We start from the raw sequence: 16,586 nt of genomic DNA, 5'->3' as shown, positions 1-16,586 counted from the left end.
GTCTACGCCCCGTAGAAGAGCTCGTCGACGACCGCGCGGGCGCGCCGGGTGATGCGCCGGTAGTCGTCCAGCATCTCGCCGACCGTGCCCTCGGCGTAGCCGAGGTAGCGGCCCACCGCCGCCAGTTCGCGGGCCTCGGAGGGGAAGGTGTCCCCGGCGCGGCCGCGGACCAGCATCACGGCGTTGCGGACCCGGGTCGCCAGCACCCACGCCTCGTCGAGGATCTGCGCCTCCTCGGTGGGGATCAGCCCGGCCGCGTGGGCGGCCGCGAGGGCCCGGCGGGTGCGGGTGGTGCGCAGACCCGGTTCGGCCCAGGCGTGCCGCATCTGGATCAGCTGGACGGTCCACTCGACGTCGCTGAGCCCGCCGCGGCCCAGCTTGGTGTGCAGGGTCGGGTCGGCGCCTCGGGGCAGCCGCTCGGACTCCATCCGGGCCTTGAGCCGGCGGATCTCCCGTACGGCGTCCTCGCCGAGGCCCTCCATCGGGTAGCGCAGCGGGTCGATCAGGTCGATGAAGCGGCGGCCGAGCTCCTCGTCGCCGGCGACCGGCTCGGCGCGCAACAGGGCCTGGCTCTCCCAGGTCAGGGACCAGCGCCGGTAGTACGCGGCGTACGAGGCCAGCGTGCGCACCAGCGGGCCGGAGCGGCCCTCGGGCCGCAGGTCGGCGTCGATGAGCAGCGGGGGGTCGGTGCTGGGCAGCTGGAGCAGCCGGCGCATCTCGGCGATGACGCTCTGGGCGGCCTTCGCGGCCTCCTGTTCGTCGACGCCCTCCCGCGGTTCGTGGACGAAGAGGACGTCCGCGTCGGAGCCGTAGCCGAGCTCGTGCCCGCCGAAGCGGCCGACGCCGATGACGGCGAAGCGGGTGGGCAGGGTGTCGCCCCAGTTGCTCTGGACGGCGGCGCGCAGGGCTCCGGCGACGGTGGCGGCCGTGAGGTCGGAGACGGCGCCGCCGACCCGGTCGACGAGGGCTCCGTGGTCCTCCTCGGCCGGGCTGTCCTCCGTACCGTAGGAGCCGATGATGTCGGCCGCGGTGGTGCGGAAGAGTTCGCGGCGGCGCACGCCGCGGGCGGCGGCGACGGCGGCCTCGGGGTTCTCGGCGCGGCCGACGGCGGCGAGGACCTCCTGCCGCAGCGCCTCGTGCGTACGGGGTTGCAGGCCTTCGGGGTCGCCGAGCAGGGCCACGGCTTCGGGAGCGCGCAGGAGCAGGTCGGGGGCGAGGCGTCCGGCGGACAGGACGCGGGCGAGGTTCTCGGCGGCGGCGCCCTCGTCGCGGAGCAGACGCAGGTACCAGGGGGTCTTGCCGAGGGCGTCGGAGACCTTGCGGAAGCCGAGCAGGCCCGCGTCCGGGTCGGCGGAGTCGGCGAACCAGCCGAGCATGACCGGCAGCAGGGTGCGCTGGATGGCGGCTTTGCGGGTGACGCCGGAGGCGAGCGCTTCGAGGTGGCGCAGGGCCGAGGCCGGGTCGGCGTACCCGAGGGCTTCGAGGCGCTGGCCCGCGGCGCGCGGGGAGAGCCGGGTCTCGCCGGGGGCGAGCTGGGCGACGGCGTCGAGCAGCGGCCGGTAGAAGAGCTTCTCGTGCAGGCGGCGCACCACGGAGGCGTGCCGGCGCCAGGCCTTGTTGAGCGCCGCGACGGGTTCGGTGCGCAGGCCCATGGAGCGCCCGAGGCGCCGCAGGTCGTTCTCGTCCTCGGGGACGAGGTGGGTGCGGCGCAGCCGGTAGAGCTGGATGCGGTGCTCCATGGCGCGCAGGAAGCGGTACGCGTCGTGCAGCTGGGAGGCGTCGGCGCGGCCGACGTAGCCGCCGGCGGCGAGGGCGTGCAGGGCGTCGAGGGTGGTGCCGGAGCGCAGGGTGGCGTCGCTGCGGCCGTGCACGAGCTGGAGCAGCTGAACGGCGAACTCGACGTCGCGCAGGCCGCCGGGACCGAGTTTGAGCTCGCGGTCGACCTGGGCGGCGGGGATGTTGTCGACGACGCGGCGGCGCATCTTCTGGACGTCGGCGACGAAGTTCTCGCGCTCGGCGGCCTGCCAGACCAGGGGCGTTATGGCGTCGATGTACTCGGCGCCCAGGGCCTCGTCGCCGGCCACGGCGCGGGCCTTGAGGAGCGCCTGGAACTCCCAGGTCTTGGCCCAGCGCTGGTAGTAGGCCATGTGGGAGGCGAGGGTGCGCACGAGGGGCCCGTTGCGGCCCTCGGGGCGGAGGTTGGCGTCGACGGGCCAGATGGTGCCCTCGACGGTGGTCTCGGAGCAGATCCGCATGAGGTGGGAGGCGAGGCGGGTGGCGGCCTGGAGGGCCTTTCCCTCGTCGGCTCCGGTGGGTGCGTCGCCGACGAAGATGACGTCGACGTCGGAGACGTAGTTCAGCTCGTTGCCGCCGCACTTGCCCATGGCGATGACGGCGAGCCGGCACTGGGCGGCGTCCTCGGGGGCGGCGGCGGAGGCGATCCGCAGGGCCGCGCGGAGGGTGGCGGTGGCGAGGTCGGCGAGCTCGGCGGCGGTCTCGGCGACGTCGATGGTGCCGCAGACGTCCCGGGCGGCGATGGAGAGCAGGCAGCGGCGGTAGGCGACGCGCAGGGTGACGGGGTCGTGGGCGTCGGCGAGCCCGCGCTCGAACTCGGGCAGCCCGGGGTGCAGATCGGCGGCCTCGTAGGTGACGAGGCTCAGCCAGTCGCGGGGGTGGCGGGCGAGGTGGTCGCCGAGGGCCTCGGAGGCGCCGAGCACGCCGAGCAGCCGGTCGCGCAGCGGTTTGGCGCTGACGAGGGTGTCGAGGAGCCCGGGCAGCTCGTCGGGCGGCTGCGCCTCGGCGAGCCGTACGAGCCCGCGGAGGGCGAGGTCGGGGTCGGCGGTCGCCCCGAGGGCGTCCAGCAGCACCGGATCGGCGCGTACGGAGGCCAGCGCGGCGGCATCGAGCAGCCGGGCGGCGGTGGAGGGGTCGGTGAAACCGCTGCGCAGCAGCTGGGTGAAGGTGCTGCTCCTGCGTCCCGGGACTGTCATCCCGCCGCCTCCTGCGGTTGTCGCTGCCACTGCTGCTACTGCCTGCACTACTGCCACTACTGCCACTACTGGCGTGCCTGGGGTGAGCGTAGCCGGATCAGGCGTTCGACTCACCGACACGTACCACGGCGGGGCTTATCGGATGATCCGAATGCTGTGCGTGTGAGGGGGACCGCTCCCCGCCGACCGGACCCGCGCAACTCGGCTCCGTAGCAAGGCCCTTCCCGGGGACGTCGGTTGACCCGAGAGGCGGACGAACGGCGTCCAACAGCGCCCACACGCCCGGTTCTTTCGGAAAGCAGGAGTGAATCATCGGCGGAATCGGTGAACCGAGGTCCCGCATTCGGCCTCTCTCTGACTGCTCAGCGGTTTCTCCCGCCCGGAACGAACGAACCCAAGGCGTGACCGATGCCCGTGACCCGTCGCCGCTTCGCGGCTCTGCTCACCGTGCTGACAGCCGGCGCCACCGGCGTGCTTTCCGTGGCCACCGGCCGGCAGACCGCGGCCGAGGCCGGGGCCGGGGCCGGGGCCGCTCAGGAGAACAACGCGACCGTCCGCCCCGCGAGCGTCACCGCCGGGTCGGTCGTCCACGTCGTCGCGCACCCCGATGACGACCTGTTCTTCATGAACCCCGACCTCAGCCGATCGCTGCTGTCCGGCGCCCGGGTCACCACCGCGTACCTCACCTCCGGCGAGGCCGACGGCCGCAACGAGGCCCGCGGCGGCGCGGCCAGGGACCCCGAGCAGCCCGCCGACCACGCCCACTACGCGGAGGCCCGGCAGAACGGCATCCGCTCCGCGTACGCCCAGATAGCCACCGGGGACCGCACCAGCGCGTGGAAGCGCACGGTCATGGCCACCGCCGGCGGCGGCCGGGCCGAAGTCGACGTCCTGATGGCGAAGCCGCAGGTCAACCTGGTGTGGCTGATGCTGCGCGAGGCCCGCAGCACGGGCGCGGACACCCCCGAGAGCCTGCGCGGCCTGTGGAACGGCCGGATACCGGCGCTGGAGGCCCAGCTGACCTCCGGCACCCCGGTCAAGCAGCCGTTCACGTACACGAAGGACCAGCTGGTACAGGCCATAGCCGGGGTCCTGGAGCGGTACCGGCCGACGACGATACGGATGCAGGACCCGACCCCCGGCCGCTACGGGGACAACGGCAGGTACACCGACCACCAGGACCACATGTACGGCGCGCGCTTCGTGCAGGCGGCCACCGCCGCCTACGCCGCCCAGGTCCGCAGCCGCCCGCACTTCTCGGTCCAGAGCTACCTCGGCTACCACAACGGCACCCTCCCCCACTCGCTGGACCCGCAGACGGCCGAGACGAAGACCGGCTACCTGAGGACCTACGCCTGGCAGGACCACCGGGACTACTGCGGCAGCCCCTCGGGCTGCGGCGACCGGAAGGTCGCGGGCAACCCGACCGGGCGCAACTGGGCCCAGTCGCTGCGCTACACCCGCGCCGACAGCACCTCCTGGCTGACGGAGGGAACGCCCGGCCGCCTGTGGGCGTTCGCCACGCTGGACGGCCGGACCGCGTACTGGACGCGGAGCCCCGGCGGCGACTGGGCGGGCCCGGTCCTCCTCCCGGGCACGGGCATCGACCCGGGGGCGACGACCGCCCGCCTCCCCGGCGGCCGCGTCGCCGCCCTCACCACCCGCACCGTCTTCGGGCCCGCGCCCTGGGACTACCGGCGCGAGGTCGTGTACGCCGCCCAGTCGGCGCCCGACGGCCCGTTCGGCCCGTGGCAGTCGCTCGGCACCCCCGAGCAGGGCGACGAGGACGGCACCTCGGCGATCAGCGCCCCCGCGGCGGCCGTGGACGCGGAGGGCCGCCTCACCGTCTACCTGCGCGACTCCCGCCGCACCCTGCGCGCGACCACCCAGCAGCCGGACGGCGGGTTCTCCGCCTGGCAGCGGCTGGGCGGCGAGGACCTGCAGAGCGACCTGGTGACGGCGGTCGACGCCGCCGGGCGGCGCTACGTGTACGCCACGACCACGAAGTCGGTCCTGGCCTGGACCCAGTCCACCCCGGGCTCCCCGCTGCTCGGACCGTCCCCGACGGGCCTGCCCGCCACGACGGTCCCCCTCTCGGCGTCCCCGGACGGCGCGGGCGTCCGCCTGTACTTTCGCCGGCCGAACTCGGGGGTCGTCCGCACCGCCCTGGTCACGGCCGGCCGCACGGCCGGGCCCCGGGTCTCCAGCATCACGGAGGCGGGCGGCCGGGCCGGCTACGGCGCGGTCGGCGCGGCGGGCCGCGTCGTGGCGGGCCGCGCGCACAGCGGCACCATCAGCACGACGACCCTCGGCGGCCCACCCGCCTGGACGGAATCCCGCATGATCTTCACCGGCGCCCCATCAGCCACCCTCGACCCCACCGGCACCACCACAACAGTCCTAGGCCTAGACGCCAACCTCCACACAACCACCACCCCCACCCACCCCACCTGGCACCCCGCAGTCCACTGACCCGGCAGCACAACGGCGAAGGGGGCTGGACCACCACGAGGCCCAGTGCGAGCTGGTGCTAGATGGTGGCGGGCAGCGGAAAACCGTCGAATCCGTCCTCGGTCTGGTAGACCAAGGCAATCCGCTGAGCAGCGAGCAGGTCCCTGACGTCAGGCGTCGGCTCGCTCGGCAGGAGCACCGCAACGCGGAGCTTTTCGACGTTGCCGATGTGCCGGCGATAGTCCGCCAGCTGCCCAATTGCCATCCGTACGTTGTTACGGGTGGTCTGCCCCTTCGCCTCGTACAGCACGTGGTCGGTTTCGTCGTACACATCGGGGGTGAGAGCGCCCGGCTCGCCTTCGATGGTGATCTGGAAGCTCTTGAAGGAGTGACCAGCCCCTTCCAGGTAGGACTCGAAGGCCTTGACGAGCTGGCCTTCACGGCGGAGCACCTTGCGGGTGCCACCGGTTATGTTCGCGGTCGTCTCCGGTGTGCTGTGCTGCTCCGTCTTCTTGTCCTTCGTTCCAGACTGGGTCGGCAGCTTCGCGAGCTTCTGCTCCAGAGAAAGCTCAATGACGGTGGTCTGAGCAGCAGGCTTCAGCGCGTCCTGCTCCAGCAGCAACAGTTCGGCACCTTCAGCGGGCCGCAGCCTGAACACGATGATGCGGCGCAGCGTGCCGTCACCCACGGGGCTCCACCGGATCTCGTAGGGCTCTATCGGGTCGAGGACCACCTGTCCGACGTAACGCTGCAGGACTTCCTTCTTGCCAGGCACTCTGCTGTGAGCAACGAACAGGTGCACTTCTTGCCCGTTCGTCGCCGTCTCGAGCAGTGACTTGTTACCGCGAACGAATTCCTGGTCTCCTTCTCCCCCAGCCCCGGTGTACAGGTACAACGTTCCGAACTCGTCGTCCTCGGCTTGCCCATCGAAGGTGTAGCCGAACTTCTCACCGACGGCCGGATCGGAGTAGATGAACACCATCTTCGACTTCTTGGCCGGGACGATCCCACCGCTGTAGATCGAACCGCCGTAGGCCTCCACGATCTTCTCGCGGGTCGTGATCAGGCCGGGAACAAGATCAAGAATCGTCATGTCGTGAAGATAACCGGCCCCACTGACAAGCCGGAAGGGCGTGGACGGGCTGTACGAGGCCTCGGATTCTGCGTCGGACGGCCACCAGTCGGCCCAGGGTGGGTGAGACGGCTCCGGGCCGGCGGTCGGTGACCGGCGGCCCGGAGGGGTGGAGCGTGCGCGGTGAGACTTTGAACTGCGGTTACAGCACCGGGAGGTTCTTGCGGAGTTCGAAGGCCGTGACCTCGCTGCGGTATTCCTCCCACTCCTGCTTCTTGTTGCGCAGGAAGAAGTCGAAGACGTGTTCGCCGAGGGTTTCGGCGACCAGTTCGCTGCGTTCCATCAGGGAGATGGCCTCGCCGAGGTTTTGCGGGAGGGGTTCGATGCCCATCGCGCGGCGTTCGGCGTCGGAGAGGGCCCAGACGTCGTCGTCGGCGCCTGCCGGGAGTTCGTAGCCCTCCTCGATGCCCTTGAGGCCTGCCGCGAGGAGGACGGCGTAGGTGAGGTAGGGGTTGGCGCCGGAGTCGATCGAGCGGACCTCGACGCGGGAGGAGCCCGTCTTGCCCGGCTTGTACATCGGGACGCGGATCAGGGCCGAGCGGTTGTTGTGGCCCCAGCAGATGTACGAGGGGGCCTCGCCGCCGGAGCCAGCGGTGCGGGAGGAGCCGCCCCAGATGCGCTTGTAGGAGTTGACCCACTGGTTGGTCACGGCCGCGGTCTCGGCGGCGTGCTTGAGGAGGCCCGCGATGAAGGAGCGGCCGACCTTGGAGAGCTGGTACTCGGCGCCCGACTCGTAGAAGGCGTTGCGGTCGCCCTCGAAGAGGGAGAGGTGGGTGTGCATGCCCGAGCCCGGGTACTCCGAGAACGGCTTCGGCATGAACGTCGCCTGGACGCCCTGTTCCAGGGCGACCTGCTTCATCACCAGGCGGAAGGTCATGATGTTGTCGGCCGTGGAGAGCGCGTCGGCGTAGCGGAGGTCGATCTCCTGCTGACCCGGGGCGCCCTCGTGGTGGCTGAACTCCACCGAGATGCCCATCGATTCGAGCATGGTGATCGCCTGGCGGCGGAAGTCCATGCCCACGTTCTGCGGCGTGTGGTCGAAGTAGCCGGAGTTGTCGGCGGGGACCGGCCGGGTGCCGTCCAGCGGCTTGTCCTTCAGCAGGAAGAACTCGATCTCCGGGTGGGTGTAGAAGGTGAAGCCCAGGTCGGAGGTCTTGGCCAGGATGCGCTTGAGGACGTAGCGCGGGTCCGCGAAGGACGGGGAGCCGTCCGGCATCAGGATGTCGCAGAACATCCGGGCGGTCCCGGGGGCCTCGGCGCGCCACGGCAGTATCTGGAAGGTGCTCGGGTCCGGCTTGGCGATCATGTCGGACTCGTAGACCCGCGCGAAGCCCTCGATCGCGGAGCCGTCGAAACCGATGCCCTCGTCGAAGGCCTGTTCCAGCTCCGCGGGGGCGACCGCGACGGACTTGAGGAAGCCCAGTACGTCGGTGAACCACAGGCGCACGAAGCGGATGTCGCGCTCCTCAAGCGTCCGGAGGACGAATTCCTGCTGCTTGTCCATGCCTTCATCCTCGCAGTTCAGACGGCCTGTGCACCACCGCCTGGACGGTCGGGGCACAGTCGGGCCGACCTAGTATCGCCAGCGGTGGTTTCCGCCACATTACGCACCCGGGAAAGCTCGCGGCACCCCCGCACTGACCTCGGACGCGTCATGAGCATTACCATCTGCGCCCATGGGGGGCCGGCAGTACACGCAGCGGGGGCGTCGCGGACGCCGCGGGCTTCGGCGTGCCGTCCTCCTGACGGTCTTCGGGGTGCTGGCCGGCGTGGTGTTCCTCTGTGCGCGCGCCGGCGAGCCGCACGTCGCACCGGGCGTGTACGCGGGCGTGTACGCGGGCGCGCACGCCGGCCTGCGCCAGGGCGTACAGGCGGGCGCACAGGCAGGCGCGCAGGAGGGCGTAGAGGCGCACGGCGCCGCGCGCGCCGTCTGCGTGTCCCCGTACGACCTGCCCGGCTGCTCGCCCCTCCCGCACGTGACCCCGGGCGTGCTGCCCGTGCCGCCGCCCGCCGTGGCCGTGGCGGGCGGCGCCCCGTCGCCCGCCGCCGGGGCCGCCGGGGCGGGGCGGATACGGCCGCCCGAGCCGCTGGCGCGCGCCCCCGACCTGCATGCCCTCCAGGTGCTGCGGACCTGACAGCTCCTGTTTCGCGTTCCATCCACCCCCCTCAGCAGAAGGAACCAGGGCACATGGCCAGCAAGTCCGGCAGGACCCCCCAGAACACCGACCCGCACTCCCGCCAGGCGCGCATAGCCGAGATGCGCCGCGCCGAGAAGGCACGGGAGCGGCGCAACAAGGCCATCGCGATCACCACCTCCGCCGTCATCGTGACCGGCCTGGTCGGTTTCGGAGCCTGGGTGCTGATCGACCAGAAGCAGACCGAGCAGCGCAAGAAGGAGGCCGCCGAGCAGCTCCGCAGGGAGGCCGAGGAGATCCGCAAGAAGCCGGTCGACGGCGAGAAGCTCTGGGACGCGAAGAACCTGGGCCGCAATCACGTCGAGACCCCGGTGAAGTACGAGATGAACCCCCCGGTCGGCGGTGACCACCACCCCCGCTGGATGAACTGCAACGGCGACGTCTACAAGAACCCGGTGCCCGAGGTGAACGCCGTGCACTCGCTCGAGCACGGCGCCGTCTGGGTGACCTACAACGAGAAGGCCCCCGCGGCCGACGTGGACAAGCTCGCCGCGACCGTCGGCAAGACCCCGTACACGCTGATGAGCCCGGTCAAGGAACAGGCCGGCGCGATCATGCTCAGCGCCTGGGGCAAGCAGCTGACCGTGGACACGGCGGACGACCCCCGGGTGGCGCAGTTCTTCACCAAGTACGTGCAGGGCGAGCAGACGCCGGAGCCGGGCGCGGCCTGCACGAGCGGGCTGGCCGGCAAGTGAGCCGCCGTACCCCCCGTACGTACTGGGCCGCGGGCACGGCCGTCCTGCTGGCGCTGCTGTTCGCGGCGGCGGCCACGGTCGCCGCCGCGACCGGCGATTCCGGCACGCCGCCGCGGCCCCGTACGCCGGGGCTCCACTCCCCGGACGCGGGCTTCGCCCGGGACATGGCGGTGCATCACCAGCAGGCGGTCGAGATGTCCTTCGTCGTACGGGACCGCACCCAGGACGAGGCGGTGCGCACCCTCGCCTACGACATCGCCAACACCCAGGCCAACCAGCGCGGCATGCTGCTCGGCTGGCTGGACCTGTGGGGCCTGCCGAAGGTGGTGGCCGGCGAGCCCCCGATGTCCTGGATGGGATCCGCCGGCGGGAGCACGGGCCACGGCGGGGCCGCGGGGCACGGCGGGAGCGCGGGGCACGCCGGGCACGCCGCCAAGCCCGGCGCGCTGATGCCCGGCATGGCCACCAAGGAGGAGCTGGCCCAGCTGGGCTCCGCCGGGGGCCGGGACGCGGAGGTGCTCTTCCTCCAGCTGATGACCGACCACCACAAGGGCGGCGTCGCGATGGCCGAGGGCTGTGCGCGGCAGTGCGAGACCCCCGTCGAGCGGGCGCTGGCCCAGGGCATGGTCGACGCGCAGCTCTCGGAGCTCACTCTGATGGCGGACATGCTGAAGCAGCGCGGGGCCGCGCCGCGCGGTTGACCGGACACGCTCGTACGGTGGTGAGGGGCGCCCTCTCACCCGTACGGGCGTGTGCTCCGCCGTGTGGAGTCGTCCACCGTGTGGAGTCGCGTAACCCGGACGGCCGAATGACGATGGGGGCGCCGAGGCGGGCGCACCCGCGCCCTGCCGCAACGACGCGCGCTCAGGAGGTTACGCAATGACCACCGCCGCAGAGATCATGCACCCCGGGGCCCAGTGGATCCCCGCCACCGAGACCCTGGACCGGGCCGCCGAACTGATGGCCCGGCTCAATGTGGGCGCGCTGCCCATCAGCGACGCCAACGAACGGCTGTGCGGCATCATCACCGACCGTGACATCGTCGTGAAGTGCGTGGCCAAGGGGCACGACCCGTCGAAGGTCACGTGCGGCGACATGGCCGAGGGCACCCCGCGCTGGATCGACGCCAACGCCGACATCTCCGAGGTGCTGGAGGAAATGGGCAGCCACCAGATCAAGCGGCTGCCCGTGATCCAGGACAAGCAGCTGGTCGGCATGATCAGCGAGGCCGATGTGGCCCAGCACCTCTCCGAGGACCAGATCGCCACCTTCGTGGAGAAGGTCTACGCCCGGAACTGATCCTCCGACGCGGCGTCCAGGACCGCCCGGGCCACCTGGTCCGGGCGGTCCATCATGACCAGGTGTCCGGCGGGCTCGGCGACCTCGAAGCGGGCCCCGAGCAGGTCCGCGAGGTCCGCCTGGCGGCCCAGCCAGCGCAGTGCGCCGGAGCGCGCCGAGCCGTCGTGGCCGGCCAGAACGGTCGCGGGGGCGGCCAGCGGGTGCCCGGCCCCGGCCGCCCGCAGGGCGAGCAGCTCGGCGGCCATGTCCGGGTAGCGGGAGTTCTCCAGCAGGGCTCCGCGCCAGACGCGGCCGGTGCGGTAGCAGCGGCGTACGAGGTCCCGCGCGGCCGGGTCGGGGCCGCCGGCGCGGGAGGCCCGTACGGTGGCTCGCCGGGCCAGGGGCCCCAGCGCGGCCGGCAGGCCGGCGGCGGTCACCGCCCGGCCGAGGGCGCGGGCGGCGCCGGTGCGCAGCGCGGCGGGCAGCGCCGTACGGGGCGCCTCCTCGACGCTGCCGTCGACCAGGACCAGGGCGGCGGTGCGCTCCGGGTACAGGCGGGCGAAGGCCTCGGCGTGGAACCCGGCGATGGAGTGCCCGACGACGGTGACCGGACCGGTGAGCCCCAGCGCGTCCAGCAGGCCGGCGATCCGGTGGGCCTCCCCGGCGGTGGTCGGCGGCGCGGTGGCCGGGCCGCTGAGGCCGTGTCCCGGGCGGTCGAAGCGGACGACGGTGCGGCCCGCGGCGGCGAGCCGCACGGCGACCGGGTCCCAGTCGAACCAGGCCATGGCGAGCCCGGCGCTGAGCACGCACACGGGTCCCCGGCCCTCGACGACCACGTGCAGGGGGATCCCGTCGACCCGGACGAAGTGGTCGCGGCAGTCCATGGGGTCGATGCGGTCGATGCGGTCGATGCCGCACGCGTACGGCACCTGCGTCGGCGGCGTGCGCGGTGTCACGTACGGCCTTCCTTGTGGACGGAGTAGGCGAGCAGGCCCAGCCAGAGCGCGACGAACAGTACCTGGAGCCGCTGCCCGGCGCCGAGGGCCCAGGTCCCGCGCCCCGCCGTGAACATCGCGATGGCGGACAGGGTCCAGACGGTGGCGAGCAGTTCGAGGACGACGAGGGCGGGGCCGAAGCGGGCGAGCGGGGCGAACCAGCCGTACCGGCGGGCTGCCACGGTCAGGGCCACCACCCCCACGAGGGCCCCGGCCATGGCGAGGGTGCTGCTCACGGCATGCGCCTGATGGGTGGCGGGGACCAGCCCCGCGGTCTCCCGGGCGGCGCACTCGGGGTCCACGGTGGGCGTGCAGCTCAGCGGCAGCCAGGCGTCGGCGGCGGTGGCCGCGCCGAAGAGGGTGACCGCGGCCCAGCCGACGACCGCCCAGAGGCGGCGGGACTCGGCGTACTTCAGCAGCCGGACCAGCGCCAGCAGCCCTCCGGTGAAGGCGAGCAGACCAGCGGTGAAGTCGGTGGCCCGGAACAGGCCGCCGAGCGGCTGGCCCTGGGCGGCGAGCTCGCTGACGTACGTCTGGATGGGGTTGAGGCCCGTGGAGAGGACGACTTCGAGTACCCACGCGGTGTAGGCGGCGCCGGCGAGGCCGATCAGGGTGGCGACCGGCCAGGCGGTCCGCGGAGAGAGGCCATGTGGGGACATAGTGTGACTAATCCTAAGCACGCCCGGGGTCGGTCCTGTGATCGGATACCCACCCCGGGTAGGGTTCCGCTCATGACGCACGGTGTTCAGCGAGCCGCGCCGGGACCCCGGTCGCTGCTGCTCGCCGCGCTGTTGCTGGGCATCGTCACCATGCACACCTTGGGTCATCCGGCTGAGTCCCACGCCTTGGAAGACGCGCCCGCGGCCCACTCCGTTGCTTCGGCGGGGGCACCCGGCCCGCCCGCGCACGGTGGCACGCACCACACTCCGGCGCTCCCGGGGCAGGAACAGTCCCGGGCCGTCGTCGCGGCGACCGTGCCCGCGCCGGGGACCGGCATGGACCCCATGTCCGTCTGCCTCGCCGTGCTCACGGGGCTCGTCCTGCTCTTCCTCGGCGCCGGACCGGCCGGCTCCCGCCGCGCCGCGCCGCTCGGGGGCGCGGCCCGCGTACCGGGCCGGTCCGGCGGCGGCCCGGACCCGCCCTCACCCCGCGAACTCCTCACCCGGCTGGCGGTCCTGCGGATCTAGGGGTGCCCCGCCGTCGCCCCCGCATGCCCGCACTGGCCCCGCGCGAGCCGGACCGTACGGTGCGGATCCGGCTGACCGGTTCCGTGGCCACGTACGACTGGGCCTTCGACGGCAAGCCGTACACGCCGGACCAGCGGCACCCGGTGCACCTGCACGGGCACACCTTCGCCCTGGGCGGCCGGGCCGGCGGGGCCGCCGGGGCGCGCAAGGACACCGCGGTCGTCCTGCCGGGCGGGACACTGACGGCGGACTTCGACGCGGACAACCCCGGCCTGTGGATGATCCATTGCCGCAACGTCTACCACTCGGAATCCGGAATGATGACGGTGCTCGGCTACCGGCGGTAGGGGCGGGCGGGTCGTACGGTCCCGGGGCGGCTGCGCCCGAGGCCGCCCCGGGACCGGGCGGTGGGCACCGAAATTGAGGGTGGGCGCCGGCCGTTGGCATGGCACCCTTGCGGTGATCACGACAGCTGCGACAAAAGGACGACCCCGCCGGTATGAGCACCCCGCCGAACCCGCCCAGCACTCCCACCGGCCCACCGGCGGAGCCGACGGGCACCCCCGTCCCCGAGACGGCCTCCATACCGGCGTCGCCCGCGCAGCCGCTGTCGCTCGAAAAGACCCCGGCCGCGGCGACCCCCGCGATTCCCCCGGCGCCTGACGCTCCCTCGGACCCTGACGCTCCGTCGACCTCCGAGGCCCCGTCGGCTACGACGGCCCCAGACGCCCCGGCGGCTGCCGAAGCTCACGCAGTCCCGGCTACCCCCGACGCTCCGGCGGCCCCCGAGGCCCCCGAGGCCCCCGCAGCCTCCGGAACCCCCGCGGCCCCCGCTCCGGATCCGGCCGCCGCCCCGGCCCCCGGCACCTCGCAGTTCGCCCCGCCCGCCCCCACCCCGGCGCCGCAGGCGCAGCCGATCGGCGCACCCGGGGCTCCCCTCAACGCGTGGGCCCCGCCCGGCCCCGGCGTCGGCGGGGTCCCGTACGCCGCGAACCCGCAGGCCACCCCGACCACCAACGGCCTGGCCATCGCCGCCCTGATCGTCGCCTGCTTCTCCCTGCTCATCGGCATCGTCCCCTTCATGTTCTGGGCCGGTGCCCTGCTCGCCGCAGTCGCCGTCGGCCTGGGCATCGGCGCCCTCGTCCGCTGCTCCAACGGCGCCCCGCACAAGACGATGTCCATCGTGGGCACGGTCCTCGGCGTGGCGGGCCTCGGTGTCTCGGTCCTCGGCTTCTTCCTCACCGCCGACATCGCCGACCGCATGGGGCGCGAGATCGACCGGGAGCAGCAGGAGCAGCGGGAGGAACTGGCGGACGGGGAAAGCCTCTACCCCAGCGGTGAGCCCTGGCCCTCCAAGTCCGCGTCGCCCTCCAAGTCCCCGTCGCCCTCCCAGGTCCCGGGCCTGACCAGCGCGCTGCCGTTCGGCGAGACCTTCACGTACCCGAACGGCGTCAAGGTGAGCCTCTCGGCGCCGAAGAAGTACGAGCCGAAGGGCATCATCGCCCGCGAGCAGGTCGAGAACGCGATCCAGATCACGATCACCATCACCAACGGCTCGACCGCCCCGCACGAGGTGATCTACGCCGTGCCCAACGTCCGCGACGACCAGGGCATGACCGCCGAGATGGTCTTCGACAGCGGCGGCAGCGGCGGCGGCGTTCCGAAGATGGTCAGGGGCTCCATCCTGCCGGGCGAATCCGCCAGCGGGGTCGTGGCGTTCGAGGTCCCGAAGGGCACGAAGAGCATCAGCGCGGACATCGCCGCGGGGACCCTGCTCGACGACGTGAAGTACGCCGGCCCCATCGGCTGACACGGCGTTCCGGCATCGGGAACGGGCGGGGCCCAGGACATCGCGTCAGAAAGACGATTAGACTGGGCCCCGTGCCTCAACTTCGCCTCGCTCTGAATCAGATCGACTCGCACGTCGGCAATATCGCCGCCAACGCCGACTCGGTCGTCCACTGGACCCGGCACTCCGCCGAGCAGGGCGCCCACCTGGTGGCGTTCCCGGAGATGATGCTGACCGGGTACCCCGTCGAGGACCTCGCCCTGCGCGGTTCCTTCGTCGAGGCCTCCCGCAGCGCGCTGCGCGAGCTCGCGCGGCGGCTGGCGGCCGAGGGTCTCGGCGAACTGCCGGTCGTCGTCGGCTACCTCGACCGCACGGAGAAGGCCGCGCCCCGGCTCGGCCGCCCGGCCGGCTCCCCGGCGAACGCGGCCGCCGTGCTGCACCGCGGGCAGGTCGTGCTGCGCTTCGCCAAGCACCACCTCCCCAACTACGGCGTGTTCGACGAGTTCCGGTACTTCGTGCCGGGCGACACCCAGCCGGTGATCCGGGTGGGCGGCGTCGACGTGGCCCTGGCCATCTGCGAGGACCTGTGGCAGGAGGGCGGCCGGGTCCCGGCCACCCGAGCCGCCGGGGCCGGACTGCTGATCTCGATCAACGCCTCTCCGTACGAGCGCAACAAGGACGACCTGCGCCTCGAACTGGTGCAGAAGCGGGCCCAGGAGGCCGGCTGCACCCTCGCCTACCTGGCGATGATCGGCGGCCAGGACGAGCTGGTCTTCGACGGCGACTCGATCGTCGTCGACGCCGACGGCGAGGTCATCGCCCGCGCCCCGCAGTTCTCCGAGGGCTGCGTCCTGGTCGACCTCGACCTGCCCGCCGCGCGGGCCGACGCCCCCGAGGGCGTGGTGGACGACGGACTGCGCATCGACCGGGTGATCCTTTCCGAGGAGCCGGTGGCCCCGTACGAGCCGGTCGTCCCGGGCGGCTACGCCGACCGGCTGGACGACGACGAGGAGATCTACGACGCGCTGGTCGTGGGCCTGCGCGCGTACGTCAAGAAGAACGGCTTCCGCTCCGTCCTGATCGGGCTCTCCGGAGGCATCGACTCCGCGCTCGTCGCCGCCATCGCCTGCGACGCGATCGGCGCGCAGAACGTGTACGGCATCTCGATGCCCTCGAAGTACTCCTCGGAGCACTCCAGGGGTGACGCGGCCGACCTGGCCGAGCGCACCGGACTGAACTTCCGTACCGTGCCGATCGAGCCGATGTTCGACGCGTACATGGGTTCGCTGGGCCTGACCGGCCTGGCCGAGGAGAACCTGCAGTCCCGGCTGCGCGGCACCCTGTTGATGGCGGTCTCCAACCAGGAGGGCCACATCGTGCTGGCCCCGGGCAACAAGTCGGAGCTGGCCGTCGGCTACTCCACCCTGTACGGCGACTCGGTGGGCGCGTACGGCCCGATCAAGGACGTCTACAAGACGGACGTCTTCCGGCTCGCCACCTACCGCAACCGGGCCGCGGCCGAGCGCGGCGAGATCCCGCCGATCCCGGAGAACTCGATCGTGAAGCCGCCGAGCGCCGAGCTGCGCCCGGGCCAGGTGGACACGGACTCGCTGCCGGACTACCCGGTGCTCGACGCGATCCTGGCCCTGTACGTGGACCGCGACCAGGGCTTCGAGGCGATCGTCGAGGGCGGCTTCGACCGTGAGCTGGTCGCCAGGACCCTGCGGATGGTGGACGCGGCGGAGTACAAGCGCCGCCAGTACCCGCCGGGCACGAAGATCTCCGCGAAGGGCTTCGGCAAGGACCGCCGGCTGCCCATCACGAACGGCTGGCGCGAGCACACGTAGCGACCGGGGCCCCGGCGTGTGCCCGCG

At 72.5% G+C, this 16,586-nt stretch carries 13 protein-coding genes and 1 pseudogene; 9 read left to right on the top strand and 5 right to left on the bottom strand.

Annotated features, from left to right (window positions below):
* Positions 1-2 precede the first annotated feature (2 nt).
* Positions 3-2,990: a bifunctional [glutamine synthetase] adenylyltransferase/[glutamine synthetase]-adenylyl-L-tyrosine phosphorylase gene (locus ACZ4TV_RS06655; protein ID WP_468131366.1), complete on the bottom strand. Its 2,988-nt coding sequence runs from the start codon at positions 2,988-2,990 to the stop codon at positions 3-5.
* A gap of 408 nt (positions 2,991-3,398) precedes the next feature.
* Between ACZ4TV_RS06655 and ACZ4TV_RS06650 the strand changes: the two genes are divergently transcribed.
* Positions 3,399-5,462, top strand: a complete 2,064-nt coding sequence (locus ACZ4TV_RS06650; protein ID WP_468131364.1) for a PIG-L family deacetylase — start codon at positions 3,399-3,401, stop codon at positions 5,460-5,462.
* 58 nt (positions 5,463-5,520) lie between these two features.
* On the opposite strand, the gene ACZ4TV_RS06645 is transcribed toward ACZ4TV_RS06650, so the two are convergent.
* Complete coding sequence (locus ACZ4TV_RS06645; RefSeq protein WP_468131362.1) at positions 5,521-6,534, bottom strand: SRA domain-containing endonuclease; 1,014 nt, start codon at positions 6,532-6,534, stop codon at positions 5,521-5,523.
* A gap of 181 nt (positions 6,535-6,715) precedes the next feature.
* The gene (locus ACZ4TV_RS06640) at positions 6,716-8,077 is read right to left on the bottom strand and encodes a glutamine synthetase family protein (protein WP_365479648.1); all 1,362 of its coding nucleotides are present in this window, start codon (positions 8,075-8,077) and stop codon (positions 6,716-6,718) included.
* Positions 8,078-8,249: 172 nt separating this feature from the next.
* On the opposite strand from ACZ4TV_RS06640, the gene ACZ4TV_RS06635 reads away from it, so the two are divergent.
* The 4 genes from ACZ4TV_RS06635 to ACZ4TV_RS06620 all read left to right on the top strand — a co-directional run bounded on the left by ACZ4TV_RS06635 (position 8,250) and on the right by ACZ4TV_RS06620 (position 10,762).
* Positions 8,250-8,708 carry a hypothetical protein gene (locus ACZ4TV_RS06635; RefSeq protein WP_468131360.1) on the top strand — a complete coding sequence of 153 codons (459 nt, stop codon included), beginning with the start codon at positions 8,250-8,252 and terminating at the stop codon, positions 8,706-8,708.
* Between the two features lie 53 nt (positions 8,709-8,761).
* Positions 8,762-9,463: a DUF3105 domain-containing protein gene (locus tag ACZ4TV_RS06630; RefSeq protein ID WP_468131358.1), complete on the top strand. Its 702-nt coding sequence runs from the start codon at positions 8,762-8,764 to the stop codon at positions 9,461-9,463.
* The gene (locus ACZ4TV_RS06625; protein WP_468131356.1) at positions 9,460-10,164 is read left to right on the top strand and encodes a DUF305 domain-containing protein; all 705 of its coding nucleotides are present in this window, start codon (positions 9,460-9,462) and stop codon (positions 10,162-10,164) included. The genes ACZ4TV_RS06630 and ACZ4TV_RS06625 overlap by 4 nt, the downstream gene beginning before the upstream one ends.
* Positions 10,165-10,342: 178 nt before the next feature.
* Entirely contained in the window at positions 10,343-10,762 is a 420-nt protein-coding gene (locus ACZ4TV_RS06620; protein ID WP_468131354.1) for a CBS domain-containing protein, read from the top strand.
* Here ACZ4TV_RS06620 and ACZ4TV_RS06615 read toward each other — a convergent pair.
* Positions 10,747-11,625 (bottom strand): alpha/beta fold hydrolase, encoded by an 879-nt coding sequence (locus tag ACZ4TV_RS06615; protein ID WP_468131471.1) that lies wholly within the window; start codon positions 11,623-11,625, stop codon positions 10,747-10,749. The two genes, ACZ4TV_RS06620 and ACZ4TV_RS06615, sit on opposite strands and share 16 nt — an antisense overlap.
* 68 nt (positions 11,626-11,693) lie before the next feature.
* Complete coding sequence (locus ACZ4TV_RS06610) at positions 11,694-12,395, bottom strand: DUF998 domain-containing protein (RefSeq protein WP_468131352.1); 702 nt, start codon at positions 12,393-12,395, stop codon at positions 11,694-11,696.
* 72 nt (positions 12,396-12,467) lie between these two features.
* On the opposite strand from ACZ4TV_RS06610, the gene ACZ4TV_RS06605 reads away from it, so the two are divergent.
* The 4 genes and pseudogenes from ACZ4TV_RS06605 to ACZ4TV_RS06590 all read left to right on the top strand — a co-directional run bounded on the left by ACZ4TV_RS06605 (position 12,468) and on the right by ACZ4TV_RS06590 (position 16,559).
* The gene (locus ACZ4TV_RS06605) at positions 12,468-12,923 is read left to right on the top strand and encodes a hypothetical protein (protein WP_468131350.1); all 456 of its coding nucleotides are present in this window, start codon (positions 12,468-12,470) and stop codon (positions 12,921-12,923) included.
* A gap of 29 nt (positions 12,924-12,952) precedes the next feature.
* Positions 12,953-13,270, top strand: a pseudogene (locus ACZ4TV_RS06600) (multicopper oxidase domain-containing protein); the annotation flags it as partial.
* 152 nt (positions 13,271-13,422) lie between these two features.
* Positions 13,423-14,733 (top strand): DUF4352 domain-containing protein, encoded by a 1,311-nt coding sequence (locus ACZ4TV_RS06595; protein ID WP_468131348.1) that lies wholly within the window; start codon positions 13,423-13,425, stop codon positions 14,731-14,733.
* A 71-nt stretch (positions 14,734-14,804) separates the two neighbouring features.
* A complete protein-coding gene (locus tag ACZ4TV_RS06590; protein WP_468131346.1) occupies positions 14,805-16,559 on the top strand; it encodes an NAD+ synthase in 1,755 nt (584 codons plus the stop codon).
* Positions 16,560-16,586: the final 27 nt, after the last annotated feature.

This window comes from Streptomyces sp. NPDC028910, assembly GCF_055564955.1.
Note: the sequence above shows the minus strand (reverse complement) of the source record. Positions and strands in the feature narration are given on the sequence as shown.